18 protein-coding genes are annotated in these 18,355 nt (G+C 63.6%); 9 read left to right on the top strand and 9 right to left on the bottom strand.

What is annotated here, in order from left to right; genetic code table 11:
• The first annotated feature begins 26 nt into the window (after nt 1-26).
• Nucleotides 27-1,040: an oxygenase MpaB family protein gene (locus ABIB66_RS00990; RefSeq protein ID WP_354254026.1), complete on the top strand. Its 1,014-nt coding sequence runs from the start codon at nt 27-29 to the stop codon at nt 1,038-1,040.
• A gap of 67 nt (nt 1,041-1,107) precedes the next feature.
• On the opposite strand, the gene glgA is transcribed toward ABIB66_RS00990, so the two are convergent.
• Nucleotides 1,108-2,523 carry a glycogen synthase GlgA gene (gene glgA, locus ABIB66_RS00995; RefSeq protein ID WP_275170423.1) on the bottom strand — a complete coding sequence of 472 codons (1,416 nt, stop codon included), beginning with the start codon at nt 2,521-2,523 and terminating at the stop codon, nt 1,108-1,110.
• Nucleotides 2,524-2,717: 194 nt separating this feature from the next.
• Here glgA and ABIB66_RS01000 point away from each other — a divergent pair, with 194 nt between their 5' ends.
• From ABIB66_RS01000 to ABIB66_RS01010, 3 genes are all read left to right on the top strand, one after another.
• On the top strand, nt 2,718-3,914 hold the full coding sequence (locus ABIB66_RS01000; RefSeq protein ID WP_275170424.1) for a CaiB/BaiF CoA transferase family protein: 1,197 nt from the start codon (nt 2,718-2,720) through the stop codon (nt 3,912-3,914).
• Nucleotides 3,915-4,062: 148 nt separating this feature from the next.
• The gene (locus tag ABIB66_RS01005) at nt 4,063-5,130 is read left to right on the top strand and encodes an alcohol dehydrogenase (protein ID WP_354056638.1); all 1,068 of its coding nucleotides are present in this window, start codon (nt 4,063-4,065) and stop codon (nt 5,128-5,130) included.
• Nucleotides 5,131-5,261: 131 nt separating this feature from the next.
• Nucleotides 5,262-6,341 (top strand): isocitrate/isopropylmalate dehydrogenase family protein, encoded by a 1,080-nt coding sequence (locus ABIB66_RS01010; protein ID WP_354056636.1) that lies wholly within the window; start codon nt 5,262-5,264, stop codon nt 6,339-6,341.
• A 33-nt stretch (nt 6,342-6,374) separates the two neighbouring features.
• Here ABIB66_RS01010 and ABIB66_RS01015 read toward each other — a convergent pair whose 3' ends face one another.
• The 5 genes from ABIB66_RS01015 to ABIB66_RS01035 all read right to left on the bottom strand — a co-directional run bounded on the left by ABIB66_RS01015 (nt 6,375) and on the right by ABIB66_RS01035 (nt 10,948).
• On the bottom strand, nt 6,375-6,659 hold the full coding sequence (locus ABIB66_RS01015) for a hypothetical protein (RefSeq protein WP_354056634.1): 285 nt from the start codon (nt 6,657-6,659) through the stop codon (nt 6,375-6,377).
• 184 nt (nt 6,660-6,843) lie between these two features.
• Nucleotides 6,844-7,665: an enoyl-CoA hydratase gene (locus ABIB66_RS01020; RefSeq protein WP_354056632.1), complete on the bottom strand. Its 822-nt coding sequence runs from the start codon at nt 7,663-7,665 to the stop codon at nt 6,844-6,846.
• A gap of 111 nt (nt 7,666-7,776) precedes the next feature.
• Nucleotides 7,777-9,126, bottom strand: a complete 1,350-nt coding sequence (locus ABIB66_RS01025; protein ID WP_354207225.1) for a L,D-transpeptidase family protein — start codon at nt 9,124-9,126, stop codon at nt 7,777-7,779.
• 374 nt (nt 9,127-9,500) lie between these two features.
• Entirely contained in the window at nt 9,501-9,872 is a 372-nt protein-coding gene (locus ABIB66_RS01030) for a helix-turn-helix domain-containing protein (protein ID WP_026233304.1), read from the bottom strand.
• 29 nt (nt 9,873-9,901) lie between these two features.
• Nucleotides 9,902-10,948 carry a LysR family transcriptional regulator gene (locus ABIB66_RS01035; RefSeq protein ID WP_275170430.1) on the bottom strand — a complete coding sequence of 349 codons (1,047 nt, stop codon included), beginning with the start codon at nt 10,946-10,948 and terminating at the stop codon, nt 9,902-9,904.
• 203 nt (nt 10,949-11,151) lie between these two features.
• Between ABIB66_RS01035 and ABIB66_RS01040 the strand changes: the two genes are divergently transcribed.
• The 5 genes from ABIB66_RS01040 to ABIB66_RS01060 all read left to right on the top strand — a co-directional run bounded on the left by ABIB66_RS01040 (nt 11,152) and on the right by ABIB66_RS01060 (nt 14,869).
• Nucleotides 11,152-11,469: a hypothetical protein gene (locus ABIB66_RS01040; RefSeq protein ID WP_354207223.1), complete on the top strand. Its 318-nt coding sequence runs from the start codon at nt 11,152-11,154 to the stop codon at nt 11,467-11,469.
• Between the two features lie 14 nt (nt 11,470-11,483).
• The gene (locus tag ABIB66_RS01045) at nt 11,484-11,750 is read left to right on the top strand and encodes a hypothetical protein (RefSeq protein WP_106942703.1); all 267 of its coding nucleotides are present in this window, start codon (nt 11,484-11,486) and stop codon (nt 11,748-11,750) included.
• A 206-nt stretch (nt 11,751-11,956) separates the two neighbouring features.
• Complete coding sequence (locus ABIB66_RS01050) at nt 11,957-12,688, top strand: cytochrome c biogenesis CcdA family protein (protein ID WP_354056625.1); 732 nt, start codon at nt 11,957-11,959, stop codon at nt 12,686-12,688.
• Between the two features lie 160 nt (nt 12,689-12,848).
• Nucleotides 12,849-13,121 carry a hypothetical protein gene (locus ABIB66_RS01055; protein WP_354207220.1) on the top strand — a complete coding sequence of 91 codons (273 nt, stop codon included), beginning with the start codon at nt 12,849-12,851 and terminating at the stop codon, nt 13,119-13,121.
• Nucleotides 13,122-13,318: 197 nt separating this feature from the next.
• Nucleotides 13,319-14,869, top strand: coding sequence for a peroxidase family protein (locus ABIB66_RS01060; RefSeq protein WP_354056623.1), 1,551 nt, complete (start codon nt 13,319-13,321; stop codon nt 14,867-14,869).
• Nucleotides 14,870-14,946: 77 nt separating this feature from the next.
• Here the strand turns inward: ABIB66_RS01060 and ABIB66_RS01065 are convergent, their stop codons facing one another.
• From ABIB66_RS01065 to ABIB66_RS01075, 3 genes are all read right to left on the bottom strand, one after another.
• The gene (locus ABIB66_RS01065) at nt 14,947-16,080 is read right to left on the bottom strand and encodes a mandelate racemase/muconate lactonizing enzyme family protein (protein ID WP_354207217.1); all 1,134 of its coding nucleotides are present in this window, start codon (nt 16,078-16,080) and stop codon (nt 14,947-14,949) included.
• 15 nt (nt 16,081-16,095) lie between these two features.
• The gene (locus ABIB66_RS01070) at nt 16,096-17,553 is read right to left on the bottom strand and encodes a sensor histidine kinase (protein ID WP_354207354.1); all 1,458 of its coding nucleotides are present in this window, start codon (nt 17,551-17,553) and stop codon (nt 16,096-16,098) included.
• Between the two features lie 351 nt (nt 17,554-17,904).
• The gene (locus ABIB66_RS01075; protein WP_354254028.1) at nt 17,905-18,249 is read right to left on the bottom strand and encodes a DUF1236 domain-containing protein; all 345 of its coding nucleotides are present in this window, start codon (nt 18,247-18,249) and stop codon (nt 17,905-17,907) included.
• Nucleotides 18,250-18,355: the final 106 nt, after the last annotated feature.

Here is an 18,355-nt window from a genome sequence, read left to right on the forward strand (position 1 = left end):
TCGTCCGCAGCTGAAAGGCCATGTAAGTGGTGTCGGGAAGCGATCTGGAACTGGCGCTTGATCACGTCCGTGCTGATATGGCGGGACCGGTTGCCGGCGTGTTCGGTCCTGATACGGTGACCTGGCAGATCGACCGCGAGGCCGTGATCTTCCTCGGCGCGGGGCGGGCGCTGCTCCTTCAACTCGCGCATCCCTGGGTCGCCGCCGCCATCGCCGAGCATTCGAAAACCTTGGCTGATCCGATTGGCCGCTTCCATCGCACCTTCGATATTGTCTTTGCCATGGTGTTCGGCTCGCTTGACCGCGCGCTGTTGTCGTCGCGGCAATTGCACCGGCGCCACAGCATGATCGTCGGCGAGATGCCGGAGACTGTCGGTCCGTTCGCGGCAGGCTCGCGCTACTGTGCCAACGACATCCCGTCGCTGCGCTGGGTTCATGCCACGCTGGTCGAGACCGCGCTGATGGCGCATGATCTGGTTTTGCCGCCGCTCTCGGCGGAGAATCGCGAACGCTATTGGACCGAGAGTCGGACGTTCGGCGCGTTGTTCGGATTGACCGGCGATGATCTGGCGGCGGACTGGGCTGACTTTGCGGCCTATACGGCGGCGATGGCGCAGTCAGACACGCTGACCGCCAGCCCGGCCGCGCGCGAGATCGCCGCGCAGATCTTTGGTGGCGCGCGCCCGTGGTTGCGTCCGCCGCGCTGGTATCGCGCGCTCACGGCAAGCCTGCTGCCGGAACGCCTGCGTGTTGGGTTTCGGTTCGAACTTGATGAGCGCGATGAGAGGGCAGCCGAAAATGCGCTCCGATGGATACGGCGCGTCTACCCCAAATTGCCAGACCGGTTGCGCTATGTCGGTCCCTACCAGGAAGCGCAAGCGCGGTTGCGCGGCGAGCCGCAGCCGGACTGGATGACACGGTGCCTCAACAGAGTCTGGATCGGACAGTGTTTCCTCGTCATTGCGAGCGTAGCGAAGCAATCCAGACTGTTTCCATGGCAGCAGCCTGGATTGCTTCGTCGCAAGGGCTCCTCGCAATGACAGTGGTTTGTGGCAGCCGCGGAGGACTTCACCCCTTCCCGCGCTGATCCATTTGCGACCCCGCTTCTCACACCGCCGCCAACTTCCGGTACAGTGCGTTGTAGCTGCCGGCCGGGATGCTCCAGGAGAACGAGCGTCCCATCGCACTGCGACGCATGGTGTCGAGCTGGTCCTGCGCCATGAAGGCGGAGAACGCGCGGCGGACGCCCCCGAGGAAGGATTCGTGCGAAGGTTTTGAGAACAGGAAGCCGGTTTCGCCGTCGGTAATGGTCTCGGCGAGGCCGCCGGTCTGATGGCCGATCGGCAGCGAGCCGAAGCGCTGGGCGTACATCTGGCTGAGCCCGCAGGGCTCGAAGCGCGACGGCATCAATGTGAAGTCGCTGCCGGCGAAGATGCGGCGCGCCTGGGCGTCGTTGAAGCCGATCACGACCCCGATCGCGTCAGGGCGTCGGCGATGCGCGTCGATCAGCGCCTGTTCGAGCGCCGGCTCGCCGGAGCCGGTGACCACGATCTGCCCGCCGGCATCGACGATCTCGTCGGCTGCCGCCAGCACGAGGTCGATACCCTTCTGGTGCACCAGCCGGGCGACGATGCCGAACATCGGGCCGCGCGACACCGCAAGCCCGAACTGCTTGCGAACATAGTCCGCGTTGGCCTTCTTGCCGATCCAGTCGCCGGCGCCGAACTGCTGGGCAAGCTGAGCGCAGGAGCGGGGGTCCCAGCTCTCGTCGATGCCGTTGAGGATGCCGGTGAGCTCGGCCGCGTCGGAGCGGACTCGAAGCAGGCCTTCGAGCCCGCAGCCGAATTCATCCGTGGTGATCTCCCGCGCATAGGTGCCGCTGACTGTGGTGAGATGCGAGGCGTAGACCAGTCCGGCCTTGAGAAAGGAGAGCTGGTCGTAGAACTCGACGCCGTCGATGTGGAAGGAGCTCTCCGGTGCGCCGATCCGCCGCAGCGAGTCCTTCGGGAAGAGGCCCTGATAGGCGAGGTTGTGAATGGTCAGGATCGACGGCAGCTTGGAGCCGCGCCAGGCGAGGTAGGCCGGCACGAGCGAAGCCTGCCAGTCATTGGCATGGATCAGGTCTGCTGCCCAATCCTTGTCCAGCGTGCCCATCGCGAGCTCAGCGGCGGCCGAGGCAAAGCGCGCGAAACGGATGTCGTTGTCGGGCCAGTCGCGCCCGGACTCGTCGCCATAGGGGTTGCCGGGCCGGTCGTAAAGTTGCGAGCACAGCAGCACATAGACCGGCAGGCCGTCCTTGGTCGCGGCGCGGCCGAGCGAGCAGGCCGGCATCTCCGCGAACGCCGGACAGCGGCCAACGATCTGAATATGCGTGAGTTGTTCGATGATGTCGCGATAGCCGGGCAGCATGACCCGGATGTCGGCGAAGGGACGAAGGGCTCGGGGGAGTGCAGCGGAAACGGCTCCGAGTCCGCCAACGCGGACAAAGTCGTCCATCTCCGTTGTAACGAACAAGACCCTCAAGAACTGCTGCCCTCTGCCGGAGCCCGATTGCTGCTGTGCAAGAACGGGTCCAGTTGCCCCGGATTTCCCAAGCCCGCCCGTGAGACGTGTCTCTTCGGTAAAGACTTTCCTACTCAGGCGCCGCGCTCTAGGGTCGGCGCACCAACAACAGAGAACTTCGATAAGTTCCTAGTGACCCGAGGGCGCAAGCAGGCATGCAGCTATCAGATAAGCATGAGGGGACGACGACAAAGGCCTTTGCCGGCCTCAGGGTCCTGGATTTTTCGACCACCATCGCCGGCCCCCACTGTGCGCGCATGCTCGCCGACATGGGCGCCGAGGTCATCAAGATCGAGACCGACGGCGGCGAGACGATGCGGACCCGGCCGCCGCTGCGCAAGGGCTGCAGCACCGTGTTCGGCCAGCTCAATGTCGGCAAGAAGAGCGTCGTGCTCGACCTCAAGTCCGAGGACGGCAAGGAGGCGGTCCGCCGGCTGGCCGCGACCGCCGACATCCTGGTCGAGAACTTCCGCCCCGGCGTGATGCACCGGCTGCGGCTCGACTACGACAGAATGCGCGCCATCAACCCGAAGCTGATCTACTGCTCGATCTCCGGCTACGGCCAGAGCGGCCCGTCGGCCGAACTGCCGGCCTATGCGCCGGTGATCCATGCAGCCTCCGGCTACGACATGGCGCATCTCGCCTACCAGCCCGGCCGCAGCCGCCCGGATTATTGCGGCATCTACCATGCCGACGTCGTCACCGGCACCTACGGGTTCGGCGCGATCGCGTCGGCGCTCTACCAGCGAACGGTCACCGGGCTCGGCCAGCACATCGACGTTTCCATGCTCGAATCGATGCTGACGCTGACGGTGATCGAGTTGCAGAACTCGCAGTTCACCGTGAAGCCGCCGCCGCGCCCGATGTTTGGGCCGACTGAGACCGCGAGCGGTTATGTCATGATCACGGTTGCCAGCGAGAAGACGTTTCAGGGACTGATGGGGGTGATCGGCCGCCCCGAATGGATCTCCGATCCGCGCTTCGCCACCTACGCCGCGCGTCGCGACCATTGGGCCGACTTGATGGACGGTGTCGAGGCCTGGTCGCGGCAGCTCTCGACCGAGGCCTGTCTTGTCGCGCTAGGTGCGGCGGGCGTGCCGGCTTCGGCCTACCGCACCGTGTCCGAGGCGCTGGCCGATCCGCAACTCGCGCATCGTGAGGCGCTCTCGTCTGTAGAAGACGGAGGCGGCTCGTTCCAGGTCCTCAATCTGCCGTTCCGGATGACCGGTGCCGACACGGCACCGGGCAAGACGATGGCCGTGCTTGGCGAGCACACGGACCGGCTGCGCGCGGAGATCGGGCTCCCCGACGATGGACCAATTCCGTCAGGCAAAACAGCCGCGCAAAGCTGACGGACAGCTTCGTGCAGCGAGCAATGCGGCTTTGCGTGTGGTCGGCTTGCCATCATCCGTCGGCCTAAACTAGACAGGTCCGAGTTTGTCTCGTTCTGCCGCCCATGCGATGGTGGCGGCGATAAGAAAAGTATCCGGGAGGACACCGATGAAAAGTTTCAAGGTCGCCGATTTCAAGGCACCGCTGCAGGAGTTCGACGAAGCGACGCCGCAGCCGTCCGGCACGCAGGTGCTCATCAAGGTCAAGGCCGCCGGCGTCTGCCACAGCGACCTCCACATCTGGGAAGGCGGCTACGATCTCGGCCACGGTCGCAAGCCGCTGTCGCTGAAGGACCGCGGCATCAACCTGCCGCTGACCATGGGGCACGAGACCGTCGGCGAGGTCCTTGCCTTCGGCCCGGACGTGAAGTCGTCGGACCAGGGCGATGTGAAGATCGGCGATGTCGGGCTGGTCTATCCCTGGATCGGTTGCGGCAAATGCGCGACCTGCCTCGCCGGCGATGAGAATATGTGCCTGACGCCACGCTCGCTCGGTGTCTATTGCGACGGTGGCTATTCCGACCACATGCTGGTGCCGCATCCGCGCTATCTGCTCAATCTTAGAGGCCTCGATCCCGCGTCGGCTGCGCCCTACGCCTGCTCGGGCGTCACGACCTACAGCGCGCTGAAGAAGCTCGAGCAGCACTTCGACACGCCGATCGTGATGTTCGGCGCCGGCGGACTCGGCCTGATGGCACTGTCGCTGCTGAAGGCGATGGGTGGCAAGGGCGCGATCATGATCGATATCGACACGAAGAAACGCGAAGCTGCGGAGCAAGCCGGCGCGCTCGCGACCGTCGATCCCAAGGCGCCCGACGCGCTGGAGCAGCTTGCCAAGAAAGCCGGTGGTCCCATCCGCGCCGTGCTTGATCTCGTCGGCAACGCCGCCACCACGCAACTCGGCTTCGACTGTCTGACCAAGGGCGGCAAGCTCGTCATCGTCGGCCTGTTCGGCGGCGGAGCGACCTGGGCGCTGCCGCTGATTCCGATCAAGGCGGTGACGATCCAGGGCAGCTACGTCGGCAATCTACGCGAGACGCAGGAACTGCTCGACCTCGTGCGAGCGAAGAACATAGCGCCGATCCCCGTGACGCGGCAGCCGCTCGCCAAGGCCAACGACGCGCTGGTGCAGTTGCAGCAGGGCGCGGTGGTTGGCCGCACGGTGCTGACGCCGTAACCAACGCTCCATCCTCCGTCATTGCGAGGAGCGAAGCGACGAAGCAATCCAGATTGTCTCCGCAGATGCAGTTCTGGATTGCTTCGCTTCGCTCGCAATGACGACTTAGCTCGCTCCTCCTGAGGCTTTCCATGTCCGCAAATAACGCCTTCCACATTGCCGTGCTCGCCGGTGACGGCATCGGTCCCGAAGTCATGGCGCCGGCCATCGAAGTCTTGCGCAAGATCGAGACGAAATCCGGCCTGAGCTTCCGCCTCACCGAGGCGCCGGCGGGCGCCACCAACTATCTCGCCACCGGCAAATCGATGCCCGATACCACGATCAAGCTGTGCGAGGAGGCGGACGCGATCCTGCTCGGCGCATGCGGCCTGCCGTCGGTGCGCTATCCTGATAACACTGAGATCGCGCCGCAGATCGAGCTGCGCTTCATCTTCGATCTCTATGCCGGTGTGCGCCCGGCGCGGCTCATTCCGGGCGTGCCGAGCCCGATCGTCGGCGCCGACCAGCGTGGAATCGATCTCGTCGTGATCAGGGAGTCCACCGAGGGCCTGTTCGCCTCGATGGGCAAGGGCGTCGTCACCCACGAGGACGCGCGCGAAACCATGGTGATCACGCGCAAGACGTCCGAGCGCCTGTTCGAGTTCTCGTTTCGCCTCGCCGAGCGGCGCAAGGCGCGCGGCAAGCCGGGGATGCTGGCTTGCGTCGACAAGGCGAACGTGTTCAAGGCCTTTGCGTTCTTCCGCGGTATTTTCGACGAGATCGCCAAGCGTCATCCGGAGGTGAAGACCGACCGGCTCTATGTCGATGCCTGCTCGGCGATGCTGGTGAAGCGCCCCTGGGACTTCGACGTGATGGTGATGGAGAACATGTTCGGCGACATCGTCTCCGACATCACCGCGAGCCTGATCGGCGGCCTCGGCATGGCGCCGTCGGCCGACATCGGGGACAAATATGCCGTGTTCCAGCCGTGCCACGGCACCGCGCCCGACATCATGGGGCAGGGCAAGGCCAATCCCACCGGGATGATCCTGTCGGCTGCAATGATGCTGGACTGGCTCGCCGACAAGCACGGCGTCGAAGGCGCCGCTGAGGCCGGCGAGCAAATTGAGCGCGCCGTGGACAAGGTCTACGCCGGCGGCCTCAAGCCGATGGAGTTCGGCGGCAGCAACGGCACCGCCGACATCACGAAGGCGGTGCTCGAGGCGCTATAGTCAAGGAAGAGGGGCCTCCCGGCCCCTCGCAATTCACCAGCGACGCCAGTGGCGGTGACCGCCCCAGCCCCACGGACGTGGACCGTAGAAGCGTCGCGGGCCGCCGTAATAGCCGTAGGCCCCATAATAGTTCGGACGCCAGAAGCAGCGGCCCCACGGGTTACACACCCAACGAACCTGATCGACTTCGGCTGCCGGGCCGCTCGCGATACGGTCGGCCTGCGGAATGCCGTTCGGCATCGCCGCGAGTGCCTGTCCTGACGCGAGCGCTGCGCCGCCCAGGGCAGCCAGCCCGAGAACAGCAAATTTCAGTTTCATCGCAATCTCCCTCGTTTGATGGCGAGAGAACTTCCAGCAAATCAGCTGGTTGCTATGGTGTTGCAGGGGCGTGGGAATTTAATCTTCCTGAATGCATGTTCACGTTGCCTGCCGTCATCGCGACGAGCCAAGCGACGAAGCAGGCAAAGGCACTCTGGATTGTTTCATTTTGCTCGCGACGGAGTCACCGTCCCTGGAACTGCGGCTTGCGCTTCTGCATGAAGGCCTGCCGGCCCTCGCGAAAATCGCCACTGTCCATGCAGGCGTTGCCGACCGCCCTGATCGCCTCCATGTCGCGCGCGCTTTCGTCCTTCAGCACCTGCGCGATGGTGAGCTTGGCGGCCTTGATCGCGAGCGGCGCATTTTGCGAGATCGTCTCGGCGATCGCCATGGTCTCACCCCAGAGCTGATCCTCCGGAACCACCCGCTCGACCAGCCCGATGCGCAGCGCTTCGGTGGAATCGATGCGCATGCCCGTGTACATCAGGAGCCGGGCCCAGGACGGTCCGACCAGCGACACCAGGTGCTTCAATCCATCATAACCGTAGGCGATGCCGAGTTTCGCCGCGGGAATGCCGAACTGGCTTCCATGGGAGGCGATGCGGATGTCGGCGAGCATTGCCACCTGCATGCCGCCGCCGAGACAGAAACCCTGGATACAGGCAATCGTCGGCTTGGGATAATCGGCAAGCAGCGCGCGCTGGGCGGCGCTGCGTTTTGCGTATTCCTCGGAGGCAGCTGCGTTGTGGCGCGTCTTCTCGAACTGGCTGATGTCGGCGCCCGACACGAAGGCCTTGCCGCCGGCGCCGCGCAGGATCACGACCCGCACGGCAGCGTCGTCGCGCAAGGCTGTCAACGCCTCGCCAAATCCCTCCCACATCTCCAGCGACATCGCATTGCGCTTGTCGGGATTGTTAAAGGTGATCACGCCGACGCCACCGGCTGTGTGCTTGAGGATCTTGCCGTCGGCGTAGGGAATTTCGGTCGTGCTTGATATGTCGGACATCGCGCTCGCTTTCGTTGGCGAGGCGCAATGTTCGGCCGGGGCGAGGCCAGGGTCAACCGCGGCAACGGAGGTGGCTTTGCAGCCGCCTGTGCCGCGATTGCATGGCGCGGTCTATCTCGTCATGTGCGCCGTTAACGGATGGCTGCCGGCACTGCTGAAGAATGCCGCCTCTTCGGCGGTGGCCTCCAGCAGCTGCTCGTCCTGGTGATAGACGTCGTTGCGGAACTGGACGGTCTGGTCTTTGGTCATCCACGCCGTGAGGTAGATCCAGGCCACCGGCACTTTCTTCGCCATAGCGACCTCGAGATGCTGGCCGCTGGCGATGCCCGCGTCGATCGCGGCGCGGCTCCATTTCGGCTGGTCCTTCAAGAGCCAGGCGGCGAGATCGCGCACATTATCGACGCGCGAGCAGCCATGAGAATCGAAGCGGTAATCGTCGCTGAACAGATTGCGCTGGTTGGTGTCGTGCATGTAGACCGAATAGGAATTCGGCATGTCGATCTTGACCGCGCCGAGCGCGTTGAACGTGCCGTTGTGCTGGCGCACGGTGAAATTCGGCGTATGCGTGCCCGACCAGTCGACCGAATTTGGGTCGATCGGATTGTCGTGGGCGTCGAGCACCTCCATGTGCATGCGCGACAGATAGGTGGGGTCCTTACGCATATGCGCGGAGATCTCGGTCTTGGCGATCGAGGCGGGCACCGTCCAGGTCGGATTGAGAACGACGCTGCTGATCTGGGTCGTCAGCGTCGGCGAGGGCTTTTCGGTCTTGCCGACGATCACGCGATAGCGCCTCACCACGACGTCGTTCTCGATCGCTTCGGCGAAGGCGGCGGGGATGTTGACGACGACATAGCGCTGGCCGAAGCCGAAATTCATGTTCTCGAGCCGCTGCAGCGAAGCCTCCAGCTGTCGGATGCGCTTCTGCACCGGCACGTTCATCGCCGCGATCGTGCGGGGCGTCATCGTTCCGGTCGGCGCGAGGCCGTGGCGGGCCTGGAAGCGTTTCACGGCGTCGGCGAGATCCTGGTCGAAGGCGCCGCTCGCCTTGTCGGCGGCAAGATCGCCGGAGACGATCAGCCGCTTGCGCAGGAGATCGTCATTGGTGCCCTGGGCGCCGGGCGCGAATTTGGCGTCTGCCGGGATCGCCGGCCAGCCGCCGCGCACGGCGAGATCAGAATAGCTCAGCGCCGTATCCTTGATGCGCTGGGCGGAGCCCTCGTCATAGGTCGGCTCGTGCGTCAGCGCGAGCGCGGCGGCCGAGCGGCTCTCTGCCGTCGAAGCGGACGCCGGCGCTGCAGTTTTCGGTGCGGCTGCGTGGGCCGGATTGGCGGTGGCCGGCACCGTGCCAGCCGCAGTCGCCGGCTTGGGCCCGGCCTGTCCAATGGTCTCGGTCTGAGCAAGCGCGGAGGCGCTCGCAAGCATGCCGACGGCAATGATCATCGCATGGCGTTTCGACATGTGTCCCATCTTTCCCATGAGAACGAGGCCCGGACGGGGGCTCGCATCGGCAATTCCCGGTCGTCGCGCTGATTCGAGAAATCGGCGGGAGGCTAGCGCCTCCCGGTTGCGGCTCCCTTAAGCACGGCGCATCGCGAGCTCCGGACGCCGGGCGGCGGTCTCTGGATTGGGTCGCGACAGGGCCGGAATGGGTTCGCGCAAACTGCGGGCGACGGCGGGAAAAATGGTCAACAAAAAGGGGCGGTCATGCCGCCCCGAGAAGTCCGCGCAAGCACGCGGGCCGGATAGATCTCGTCCGGGTCTCGTCCAATCCAGCCGCGCCCCGTGACGCGGCGGATTGAACATCGGGCGGAAAGGCGCGGGCGCCGATCGGCTCAGGCTTCGTTCGCTGCGATCGATTCCATCAGCGAGACGAGCTGACGCTGCACCGTCTGGTCCTTGATCTTGCTATAGGCGCGCAGCAGGCGGAGGCTGAAGGCCGAGTCCAGGAAGAGCAGGCTCTCGACTTCGCGCGCCTTGTTGTCGCCGTCATAGAAGAAGGTCACGGGCACATCGAGGGCGGTGGCGATCTGCTGAAGCCGGGCTGCGCCGACGCGATTGACGCCCTTCTCGTACTTCTGGACCTGCTGGAAGCTGACGCCGAGCTTCTCGCCGAGCTCGGCCTGCGAGACCTTCATCTCGACGCGCCGCAGACGGATCCGCTTGCCCAGCTCAATGTCCGGCTTGCCGGCACTGCGCTGCTTCATTCTCTTCGCCGCTGTCTTCATCTTTTTTCTCATCGGTCTTCGGTTGAAAACCCCCCGAAGAGCTGGGTCAGGGGTTCGCCCATATACTCGTCCTTGAATTCATGCGGGTGCACGAACTCTTCCTTAAACCACGGGAAACGCGCCGGATTGAAGGCTTCGATCAGCCAGTCAATCATGTGCCGCACGCGCGGAATCCGGCCGCTACCAGGGTGGTAGGACAACCAGATATCCAGCGATCTGTTCAGCTCGATCTCCAGTGGAATCAACTTCCCGCCAAGCGCAACGGCGTAGCTCGGGAATACGCCGATTCCGGCGCCATTCGCGACCGCCCAGTAATTGGCGCTCGAGACGTTGGTCTTCATGACCAGAAGGTCACGCTCCGGAACGCCGGGGAAGAAGCTCTCGAAAGTTTGCTTGGCGTCGAGCTGGTCGGCGAACTGCAGCACCAGGCGGTGCTTGATCAACTCCATCGCCGAGCGCGGCGCGCCATGTTTTGAAATGTATTTCTCAGAGGCCCAGAACATCAGATGCATGCGGCCGAGCCGCACCAGCTTGACGTCGAGCGCGGAAGGCCGCGACAGGTGAATGGCGACGTCGGCCTCGTGGCGGGAGACGTCGGCCGAGCGCATCGCGCAGTGCAGGTCGACCAGGATCTTCGGATAGGCCTGCTGGAATTCGACCAGTCGCGGGGCGAGCCAGAATGTGCCAAGTCCCTCGGTGACTGCGACGCGGACTTCGCCGGACAGGGCGTTCGCTGTCGAATCGCTGGTGCGCAGCACGTCGAAGGCAGCCGCCTCCATTTTCTCGACGGCGGAGACCACCAGCGCGCCTTCGTCGGTCAGACGGGTGCCGTGGACGTCGCGGGTGAACAGGGTGGTGCCGGTCTGGCGTTCGAAATCATCGATCCGGCGGCGGACGGCGTTGATCGACAGCGACAGGCGCTCGGCCGCCGAGCGGAAACTTCCGCATCGGACGACTTCCAGGAAAATGCGCGCCGCATCCCAGTCCGACAGGCCGCTGATGTTTGTCTTTGGGCGTTCCTCCAGTGGAACGCCCCTTTCCGCCAAGGAGTGCATACAAGTCCCTTCGGGTCGCTAAACTGGCAGAATCTTGGGCAAACCACAACCACGGCGGGTTGGGGAACGACGAGTTTTGAACGTCATCCTTACTGCGCCGCAGTGGTATTCTGGTGCTGCCAGGACTGGGAACAAGGGTTGGAAATCGGGCAAACCATCGCCCGCATGAGGGGTGTGGCGTGAGTTCCGTTGTGAGCCGTGACATGGCTGCGGGATCGTCGGCGCTGTCCGCAATGAACGTCCTTGCGCGCGAGCCGGTGCCGCCTTCCGAGATGGATCAATTGCAGTACGCCAAGCGTTTTACCACCGAGCGTTTTACCACCGAGTGTTTTACGATCGAGCGTTCGACGACTGAGCGCTTCGACGACGGCCGGCGGGGCGAAGCGGCACGCGCCGGAACCGCGGTTTCAAGGCAGAAACACACTGAAATCATGTTCGGGGGCGCAGTGGCCTCGTGTTATCCTCGACGCTCCATGGGGGCCAAAGAGGTCGTCACAACCACGTCTCACAGGCCGAATTAGCGGAAAGAACGCCGGTGTCGCATTCAGACGAACAATTGCAGTCGGTGCTGGAAACGCTCGAAGAGTGCCGCCGGGTGCTCAACGAGAGCAACAGCCGCGAGTCGGCCGAGCTGCTGTCCATTGTCATCCTGGACGTGCGGATGAAACTCAAAGGAATTGACAGTGCCGATCTCAAGGCACTGTGCGACGAAATGTTGCGGAGCGCGACCAGCGAACCGCAGCCCCCCTCCAAGCAGACGCAGGACCAGCCCCGGCGTCCGCTGCTCCGCGTGGTGAAGTAGCCGCGCCGCCGAGCCTCGCTTTTTGGCGAGATTTGTGCGTGTCCCGATGCCGCATCTGTGATCACAGACGGCATCGGGAGGAGCCCTGGTTTTGAGCGCCTCAGTTGCGCATTCGCTCGCATCGGCTACACCAGAGCCGGTTCGGCTCCGGGCCGCGCGCATTCCCCGCGCGCCGCATCGGCGCCTGAGATGGCTCCGACTGCATCATGCAAAATGTTTCGATCCCGGCGGCGCTGATTGCCGGCCTCGTCAGCTTCCTCTCCCCTTGCGTCCTGCCGCTGGTCCCGCCCTACCTGATCTATTTGACGGGCGCGACGATCGAGCATGTCGAAAGCGACGAGCCCGCATCAGTCTCCAAACGCGCGATCATGATGTCGGCGCTCCTGTTCGTGCTCGGCTTCTCCACGGTGTTCGTGGCGCTCGGCGCCAGCGCCTCGCTGATCGGCGGGCTGATCCGCGCCTGGTCGGCCGAACTCTCGATCCTCGCCGGCATCGTCATCATCGTCATGGGCCTGCACTTCCTGGGCCTGACGCGAATCGGTCTGTTGATGCGCGAGGGACGCTTGACCGCGCCCAAGCCCGTCGGCCTCTGGGGCGCTTATGTGATGGGGCTCGCCTTCGCCTTCGGCTGGACGCCCTGCATCGGCCCGATCCTCGCCGCGATCCTCTCGGTCGCCGCGGCCGAAGCGACGGTGGCCAAGGGCGCCGGCCTGCTCGCGGTCTATTCGGCCGGCCTCGGCATTCCCTTCCTGATCGCCGCCCTGATGATCGAGCAGTTTTCCACCCTGTTCGCGCGCATGAAGGGCCATCTCGTCAATGTCGAGCGCGCCATGGGCGTCCTGATGGTGATCACCGGCATTGGATTTCTCACCGGCGCGGTCTCGAATGTGAGCATCTGGCTGCTGGAGACGTTTCCGGCGTTGCAGACGTTCGGTTAGGGCGCAGCGGACGCACCAGCGGGAGACCGGGTTTTCACGGATGAAACCTGAAAGGAACCGTTGAGGACCTCCGGCCATGCTCGCACTGCGGAGCCCAACGAAATCAAACCTTTTCCATCCCGAGACGTTGGAGGAGCGGAAACCGCATCGTGGAGATCTCGTGACCAAGACACTGCTCTTAGAATCCTTGTCGAACAACGTCGCTTTGGTTGCCTGGCAATTTGTAGGTCAACCGTTGCCGGAGTGGCCGAATTGGGTCCAGTCAACCTGCTCGCTCCAAAGGGATGACGAAGGAAAGTTCGAGCTCCGGCACGAGCGGCGCAGCGGCGCTCAAATTGTCTATCTCGGCGAGTGGCTCGTGAGAGATCTGGATGGCGGCGTCGACTTTTACACCGACGCCGAGATCTGGGCGCGGTTCGCCGCGAAGCGCTAGGCGATCAACTGAGCGGGTCCGGGTGGGGCAAAACGCCTCGCCCGCAAGGACACACTTCGGATGCAATCTGAGGTAATATTTCATTCTACTGCACCCAGAGGGGCAAATTTCAAAAGCGTATACTGAAACGAGAATTTTTGACCAATCGACAATCCCGGCGCCCCTCTTCCTCACAGCATTTTGCGCAGGAGCAATCGATGGGAACCGAAGTCAACGTTCAACCCGGTCATGGCAAAGCCGGACGTCACCCGACGCGGCAATTTCTGGATACGCTTTCCGGACACGAAGATCCGGGCATGTTTGGTCGGATGTTTCCGACTCTCGAACCGCTGGCCGTCGACGACGGTCCGCTCCATGCACTCGCCGATGCGATGAAGGATCCCACCCCAGGCGATCCCACGGGAAACAGTGCCAACGTACCTGCCGGCTTTACCTATCTCGGGCAATTCATCGATCATGACATCACACTGGATCTGACCTCCTTTGGCGACAAGGAGGCCGATCCAACGGCCGTCGAGAATTTTCGTACACCGGCGCTCGATCTCGACAGCGTCTACGGTCTGGGACCGGACGGAAGTCGCCATTTGTACGCGCGCAATTCGGCGAGCGACAATGGCAAGAGCCCGGGTCCCAAGCTGCTGATCGGCAAAACCGTCAACGTCGGTGCCGGTAACATCACGGGAGATCATCGTAACGACCTTCCGCGCAGTCCCGAAGGGTTTGCCCTGATCGGCGACCATCGCAATGACGAGAATCTGCTGGTTGCGCAAACTCACCTTGCGATGCTGAAGTTTCACAACAAGGTCTGCGATCAGCTCGCTGCGTCAGGCAAGCCGCAGGGCGAGATCTTCGAAGAAGCGCGCCGGATGGTCACCTGGCACTATCAATGGATGGTCTTGCACGATTTTGTGGAGCGGATCACCGAAAAAGGCATGGTGGCGAAGATCCTCGAGCAGGGACGGCGCTTCTACCGCTTCAAGAAGACACCCTACATGCCTGTTGAGTTTTCCGCCGCGGTCTACCGTCTCGGCCACAGCATGGTCCGCGAGGTCTATAGCCACAACAGAATCTTCACGCCTGGCGGCGTCGTTCCTGCGACGCTCGATCTGCTGTTCAAGTTTACAGGGCTTTCGGGAGGAATCATCGGAGATCTCGCGCCCAATCCGATTCAACCGCCGCTCCCGCTTCCGGTGCTCTCAAGCAACTGGATTATTGACTGGCGCCGCTTCCACGAGATTCTGCCGTCCAATCCGCCAGGTGTTGCATTCAATCCGTCTCGCAAGATCGACCCCTTTGTCGTGCCGCAACTCCACACCTTGCCTGGTGACGGCAGCAGCCTGCCGTTCCGAAATCTCAAGCGCGGGGTGCTGTTGGGATTGCCGTCCGGGCAGGACATCGCCAAGGCCATGAAAATCAAAAATCCTCTGACGCCGGCCGAAATCTCGAAGGGGACCGACGGTGCGGTAGCGAAGACGCATGGTCTGCACGAACACACCCCGCTCTGGTACTACATCCTCAAGGAGGCGGAGCAGCGGGGCGGCGGCGAAAGGCTCGGACCGGTTGGAGCGACGCTTCTTGCCGAGGTTTTTGTCGGCCTCGTCCATGGCGATCGTCAATCGTACCTTTGGCTCAAGGGCAAGAGCTGGAAGCCAACACTTCCATCAAAAGTGCCGGGCGAATTCACGATGGCCGACCTGCTGCGCTTTGTCGGGGATATCAGCCCGATCGACGGCATCTCGACCGTCTAGAGGTTTGGCGATCCGGCGGACACACGAACTGGGCCGCGAGGCGGCCCAGTTCGGCGCCGGCGAGGCAAGTCCATGCGTTAATTCGCCGCAAATCGCGCAAACGCCCCGCGATCGATCTCGATGCCAAGTCCCGGGCCGTCCGGGACTCGCACGATGCCCTTCGCGTGCTCGATCGGCTCCTTTAAAATCGCCTGCCGGATCGGATGTTCGGTGCGGTCGAATTCCAGCATCGGCTCGAGCGGTGACAGCGAAGTCGGCGTGTGCGAGGGCAGCACGGCGAGGAGCTGGAGCGAGGCGGCGATCGCGATGCCGGTGCCCCAGACGTGCGGATTGTAGCGGATGCCGAACGCCTCGCTCATGTCGGCAATCTTCTTGCATTCGCTCAAACCACCTGCCGCGCAGGTGTCGGGCTGGGCGATGTCAAGCGCGTGCGAGACGAACAGTTCGCGGAAGCCGAAGCGCGTGAATTCGCATTCGCCGCCAGCGACCGGAATCGTGAGCGCGGATTTCACCGCGCGATAGCCCGCTATGTCCTCAGGCGGCACCGGCTCCTCGAACCATCCGATGTCATGGCGCTCGATCAGGCGGCCGAGCCGGATCGCCGCGACCGCGTCATAGGCGTGGTTCGCATCGACCATCAGCGCGACATCGGGGCCGATCGCTTCGCGCACCGCGCGGGTGACTGCGGCATCCTCGACGATTCCGAAGCCGACTTTCAGCTTCACGGCGCGGAATCCCTCGGCGGCATAACCCGCCGCTTCTTCCGGCAGATATTCGAGCGGATCGCCTGACCTGCGCCGGTAGAGACCGGTTGCATAGGCCGCAACCTGCTTGCGCGCGGCGCCGCCAAGAAGCTGATGCACGGGTACGCCAAAATGCTTGCCCTTGATGTCCCAGAGCGCGATGTCGATACCGCTCATCCCCTGGATCACGACGCCCTTCTGGCCGTGATCGCGCAAGCGCGCGTAGACCATCTGCCACAGTACGTCCGTGCGCAACGGATCCTCGCCGATCAGCCACGGCGCGACACTTTGCACCACCGCCGCCGTGATGCGGGCAGGCCCATAGCATTCGCCCCAGCCGACAAGGCCGTTATCGGTCTCGATCTCGACGAGCATCGCGGTGCGTGTGTCGTACCAGGCGCGCGAATAGGCAAAGGGCTGCGACAGCTTTGCTTCGAGGATGTGCGTGCGAATGCTTGCAATCTTCATCGCCGATGTCTCCGTTCACCGCGCCTCGTCCAGCGTGCAAATCACCGTGCAGACCACGCCGCGGGGCAGAAAGTCGACCGTTGCCTCGCCGCCGAGCTGGTCGCGAGCGCTGCGCTCGATCAGGCGTGAGCCGAAGCCGCGCTGCACCGGCGCCGTCACCGGCGGTCCGCCGATCTCGGTCCAGATCAGGCGCAGCCGCGGCTTTGGCGCCTCAGCAAGGACCTCCCACTCCAGCGTCACCCGGCCGGTCTCGTTGGACAGCGCACCGTATTTCGCGGCATTGGTGGCGATCTCGTGCACGATCATCGACAGCACCACGGCGAGCCGCGGCGACAGCGGCACCGCGGGGCCTGCCATGCGGATGCGCTCTGGATTGTTTAGCAGGAACGGCTGTAGCGCGCGGGTGATCACCTCCCGCAGCTCGGAGCCCGCCCATTTCTCCTGGCTCAGCAAATTGTGCGCTTCGGCCAGCGCGCCCAGCCGACCCTCGAATTTCGTCCGCTCGTCCCGGCTGGCACTGCGGAAAGTCTGCACTGCGATCGCCTGCATCAAGGCGAGCGTGTTCTTGACGCGATGGTTGAGCTCGTCGATCAGGAGATTGTGCAGCATCTCGCCGCGCGCGATCGTGGTTGCCATCCTGACCGCGAAGGTCAGGCCGGTCAGCAGCAGGATGCCGCCGATCAGGCTGGTGATCGCGATGTTGCGCCAGAGCGGCGCGATCAGCGAGCTCTCGGCGACGCCGGCCACGATGGTCCAGCCGGTCAGCCGTGACCTCGTATAGACGGTGGACAACGCAACACCGTCGAGCGAAACCGTCGAGAGTGCGGCTTCCGGCGTGCGCAACATACTCTCATACAGTGTGCCCGTAGCCCGTTTGCCGAACGTCTCCGTCGGATTTGGCGTGCGCGCGAATACGAAGGCCTTGGTGTCGAGCAGGGAAACCGTCCAATCCCGGTCGGGCCGTTGCTTCTCGACCAGGTCCTGAAAGATGCTGACGGGCGGGCTGAAGCAGAGGTCGTAGATCACTTCGCCGTCGCGGAGCACCGGAACCTCGACCGTAAGAACCTGCCGGCCGTTGATCGCGCCGGTGAACAGGTCGGAATATTGCGGCGATCTGGTCGCAAACACCTTCTCGATGACCTCGAGATGACCGCGTGGCGGCAGGCTCGCGGTGTCCTCGGTCGCGGAGGAAAACAACAGCCGGCCCTTGCGATCGGAAATCAACACGAGGCCGCCCTTGCCGTACTGATCGACGAAGCCGAGCGCGATGCGGCGGAAATTCTGGAAGTCGTCATTGCGCAGCGAATTCGTCAGCGCAAGCACCTGCAGGCCGCCGGTCATCCGCTGCACCTCGGAGTCCAGCACGAGGCGCATGCTGCGCACGTTCTCCAGCACGCGGCGGGTCGCGTCGTTGCGGTCCTGCTTGTAATTGTAGACGGCAATACCGACCGCGAAGACGATCAGCGGCAACATCGTTCCCGTGACCAGAAGAGCGAGCCGGACCGGCAAAGTGAGCTTTGACAAACGCAGGCGTCCCGGTTCCAGCGCAGGCGAGCGCCGGATTTATGATTTTGGGAGACCATAGGGGCGGGATTTGCGCTGCGCCATATTTTTTTGCGCAGCTGGACGAACCGTCTAGAGGCGACACTTACAGCGCAGTTGGGATGCCTGCGCCTCAGCTCATGCTGACTGCGGTCAGTAGTAGACACATGGCGTAGACGGCCGCCAGGCTGAGCCCGGCGATCCGGGCCTCGCGATGCGATTTCATAACTTCAACTCCCAGAGAGGGCGGCCGCCTCCACGGCAGCCGCCCCAACACCTGGATCAATCAATTTCCTGAACGACGGTGCGCGTGCCGGGATCGACGAGCATCACGCGTTCGCCGGAGTAGACGTAGCGATATTTCGTGAGGGACGGGCCCCAGTCGGCCGGAACGGCCTCGAGCTCGACGTCGCTCGGCACCGCCGCACCGACAACGATCTTTTCCTTCGTCGTCACCGGACGGATACGGTGCTCGGTGACGTAGGATTTGATCTTGGTTCGGTACTGCGGCTCGATCTGAACGGCCGCCGCATGGCCGGTCCCGGTCGTCGTCACGACGGTGGATTGCGCGAAGGCACCGGTCGAAATCAGAGCCGCCGCGGCGGAAAGCAGGAACAACTTCTTCATCTCGTTCTCCTCGTTTGAAGATGCGCCGCAACAACCCCTCATCGCGGACGGCGTTCCCGGCCCCTGGAACTAATTGCCGGCTTTTCCCGTTTGTAGATGACCGGGC

It is taken from the genome of Bradyrhizobium sp. F1.13.3, assembly GCF_040548265.1.
Lineage (GTDB): Bacteria > Pseudomonadota > Alphaproteobacteria > Rhizobiales > Xanthobacteraceae > Bradyrhizobium.

Coding starts and splice junctions, on each gene's coding strand:
- ABIB66_RS01000 (WP_275170424.1), top strand. CDS start 2,718: ATGCAGCTATCAGATAAGCATGAGGGGACGACGACAAAGGCCTTTGCC.
- ABIB66_RS01005 (WP_354056638.1), top strand. CDS start 4,063: ATGAAAAGTTTCAAGGTCGCCGATTTCAAGGCACCGCTGCAGGAGTTC.
- ABIB66_RS01010 (WP_354056636.1), top strand. CDS start 5,262: ATGTCCGCAAATAACGCCTTCCACATTGCCGTGCTCGCCGGTGACGGC.
- ABIB66_RS01015 (WP_354056634.1), bottom strand. CDS start 6,659: ATGAAACTGAAATTTGCTGTTCTCGGGCTGGCTGCCCTGGGCGGCGCA.
- ABIB66_RS01020 (WP_354056632.1), bottom strand. CDS start 7,665: ATGTCCGACATATCAAGCACGACCGAAATTCCCTACGCCGACGGCAAG.
- ABIB66_RS01025 (WP_354207225.1), bottom strand. CDS start 9,126: ATGTCGAAACGCCATGCGATGATCATTGCCGTCGGCATGCTTGCGAGC.
- ABIB66_RS01030 (WP_026233304.1), bottom strand. CDS start 9,872: ATGAAGCAGCGCAGTGCCGGCAAGCCGGACATTGAGCTGGGCAAGCGG.
- ABIB66_RS01035 (WP_275170430.1), bottom strand. CDS start 10,948: ATGCACTCCTTGGCGGAAAGGGGCGTTCCACTGGAGGAACGCCCAAAG.
- ABIB66_RS01040 (WP_354207223.1), top strand. CDS start 11,152: ATGGCTGCGGGATCGTCGGCGCTGTCCGCAATGAACGTCCTTGCGCGC.
- ABIB66_RS01050 (WP_354056625.1), top strand. CDS start 11,957: ATGCAAAATGTTTCGATCCCGGCGGCGCTGATTGCCGGCCTCGTCAGC.
- ABIB66_RS01060 (WP_354056623.1), top strand. CDS start 13,319: ATGGGAACCGAAGTCAACGTTCAACCCGGTCATGGCAAAGCCGGACGT.
- ABIB66_RS01065 (WP_354207217.1), bottom strand. CDS start 16,080: ATGAAGATTGCAAGCATTCGCACGCACATCCTCGAAGCAAAGCTGTCG.
- ABIB66_RS01070 (WP_354207354.1), bottom strand. CDS start 17,553: ATGTTGCCGCTGATCGTCTTCGCGGTCGGTATTGCCGTCTACAATTAC.
- ABIB66_RS01075 (WP_354254028.1), bottom strand. CDS start 18,249: ATGAAGAAGTTGTTCCTGCTTTCCGCCGCGGCGGCTCTGATTTCGACC.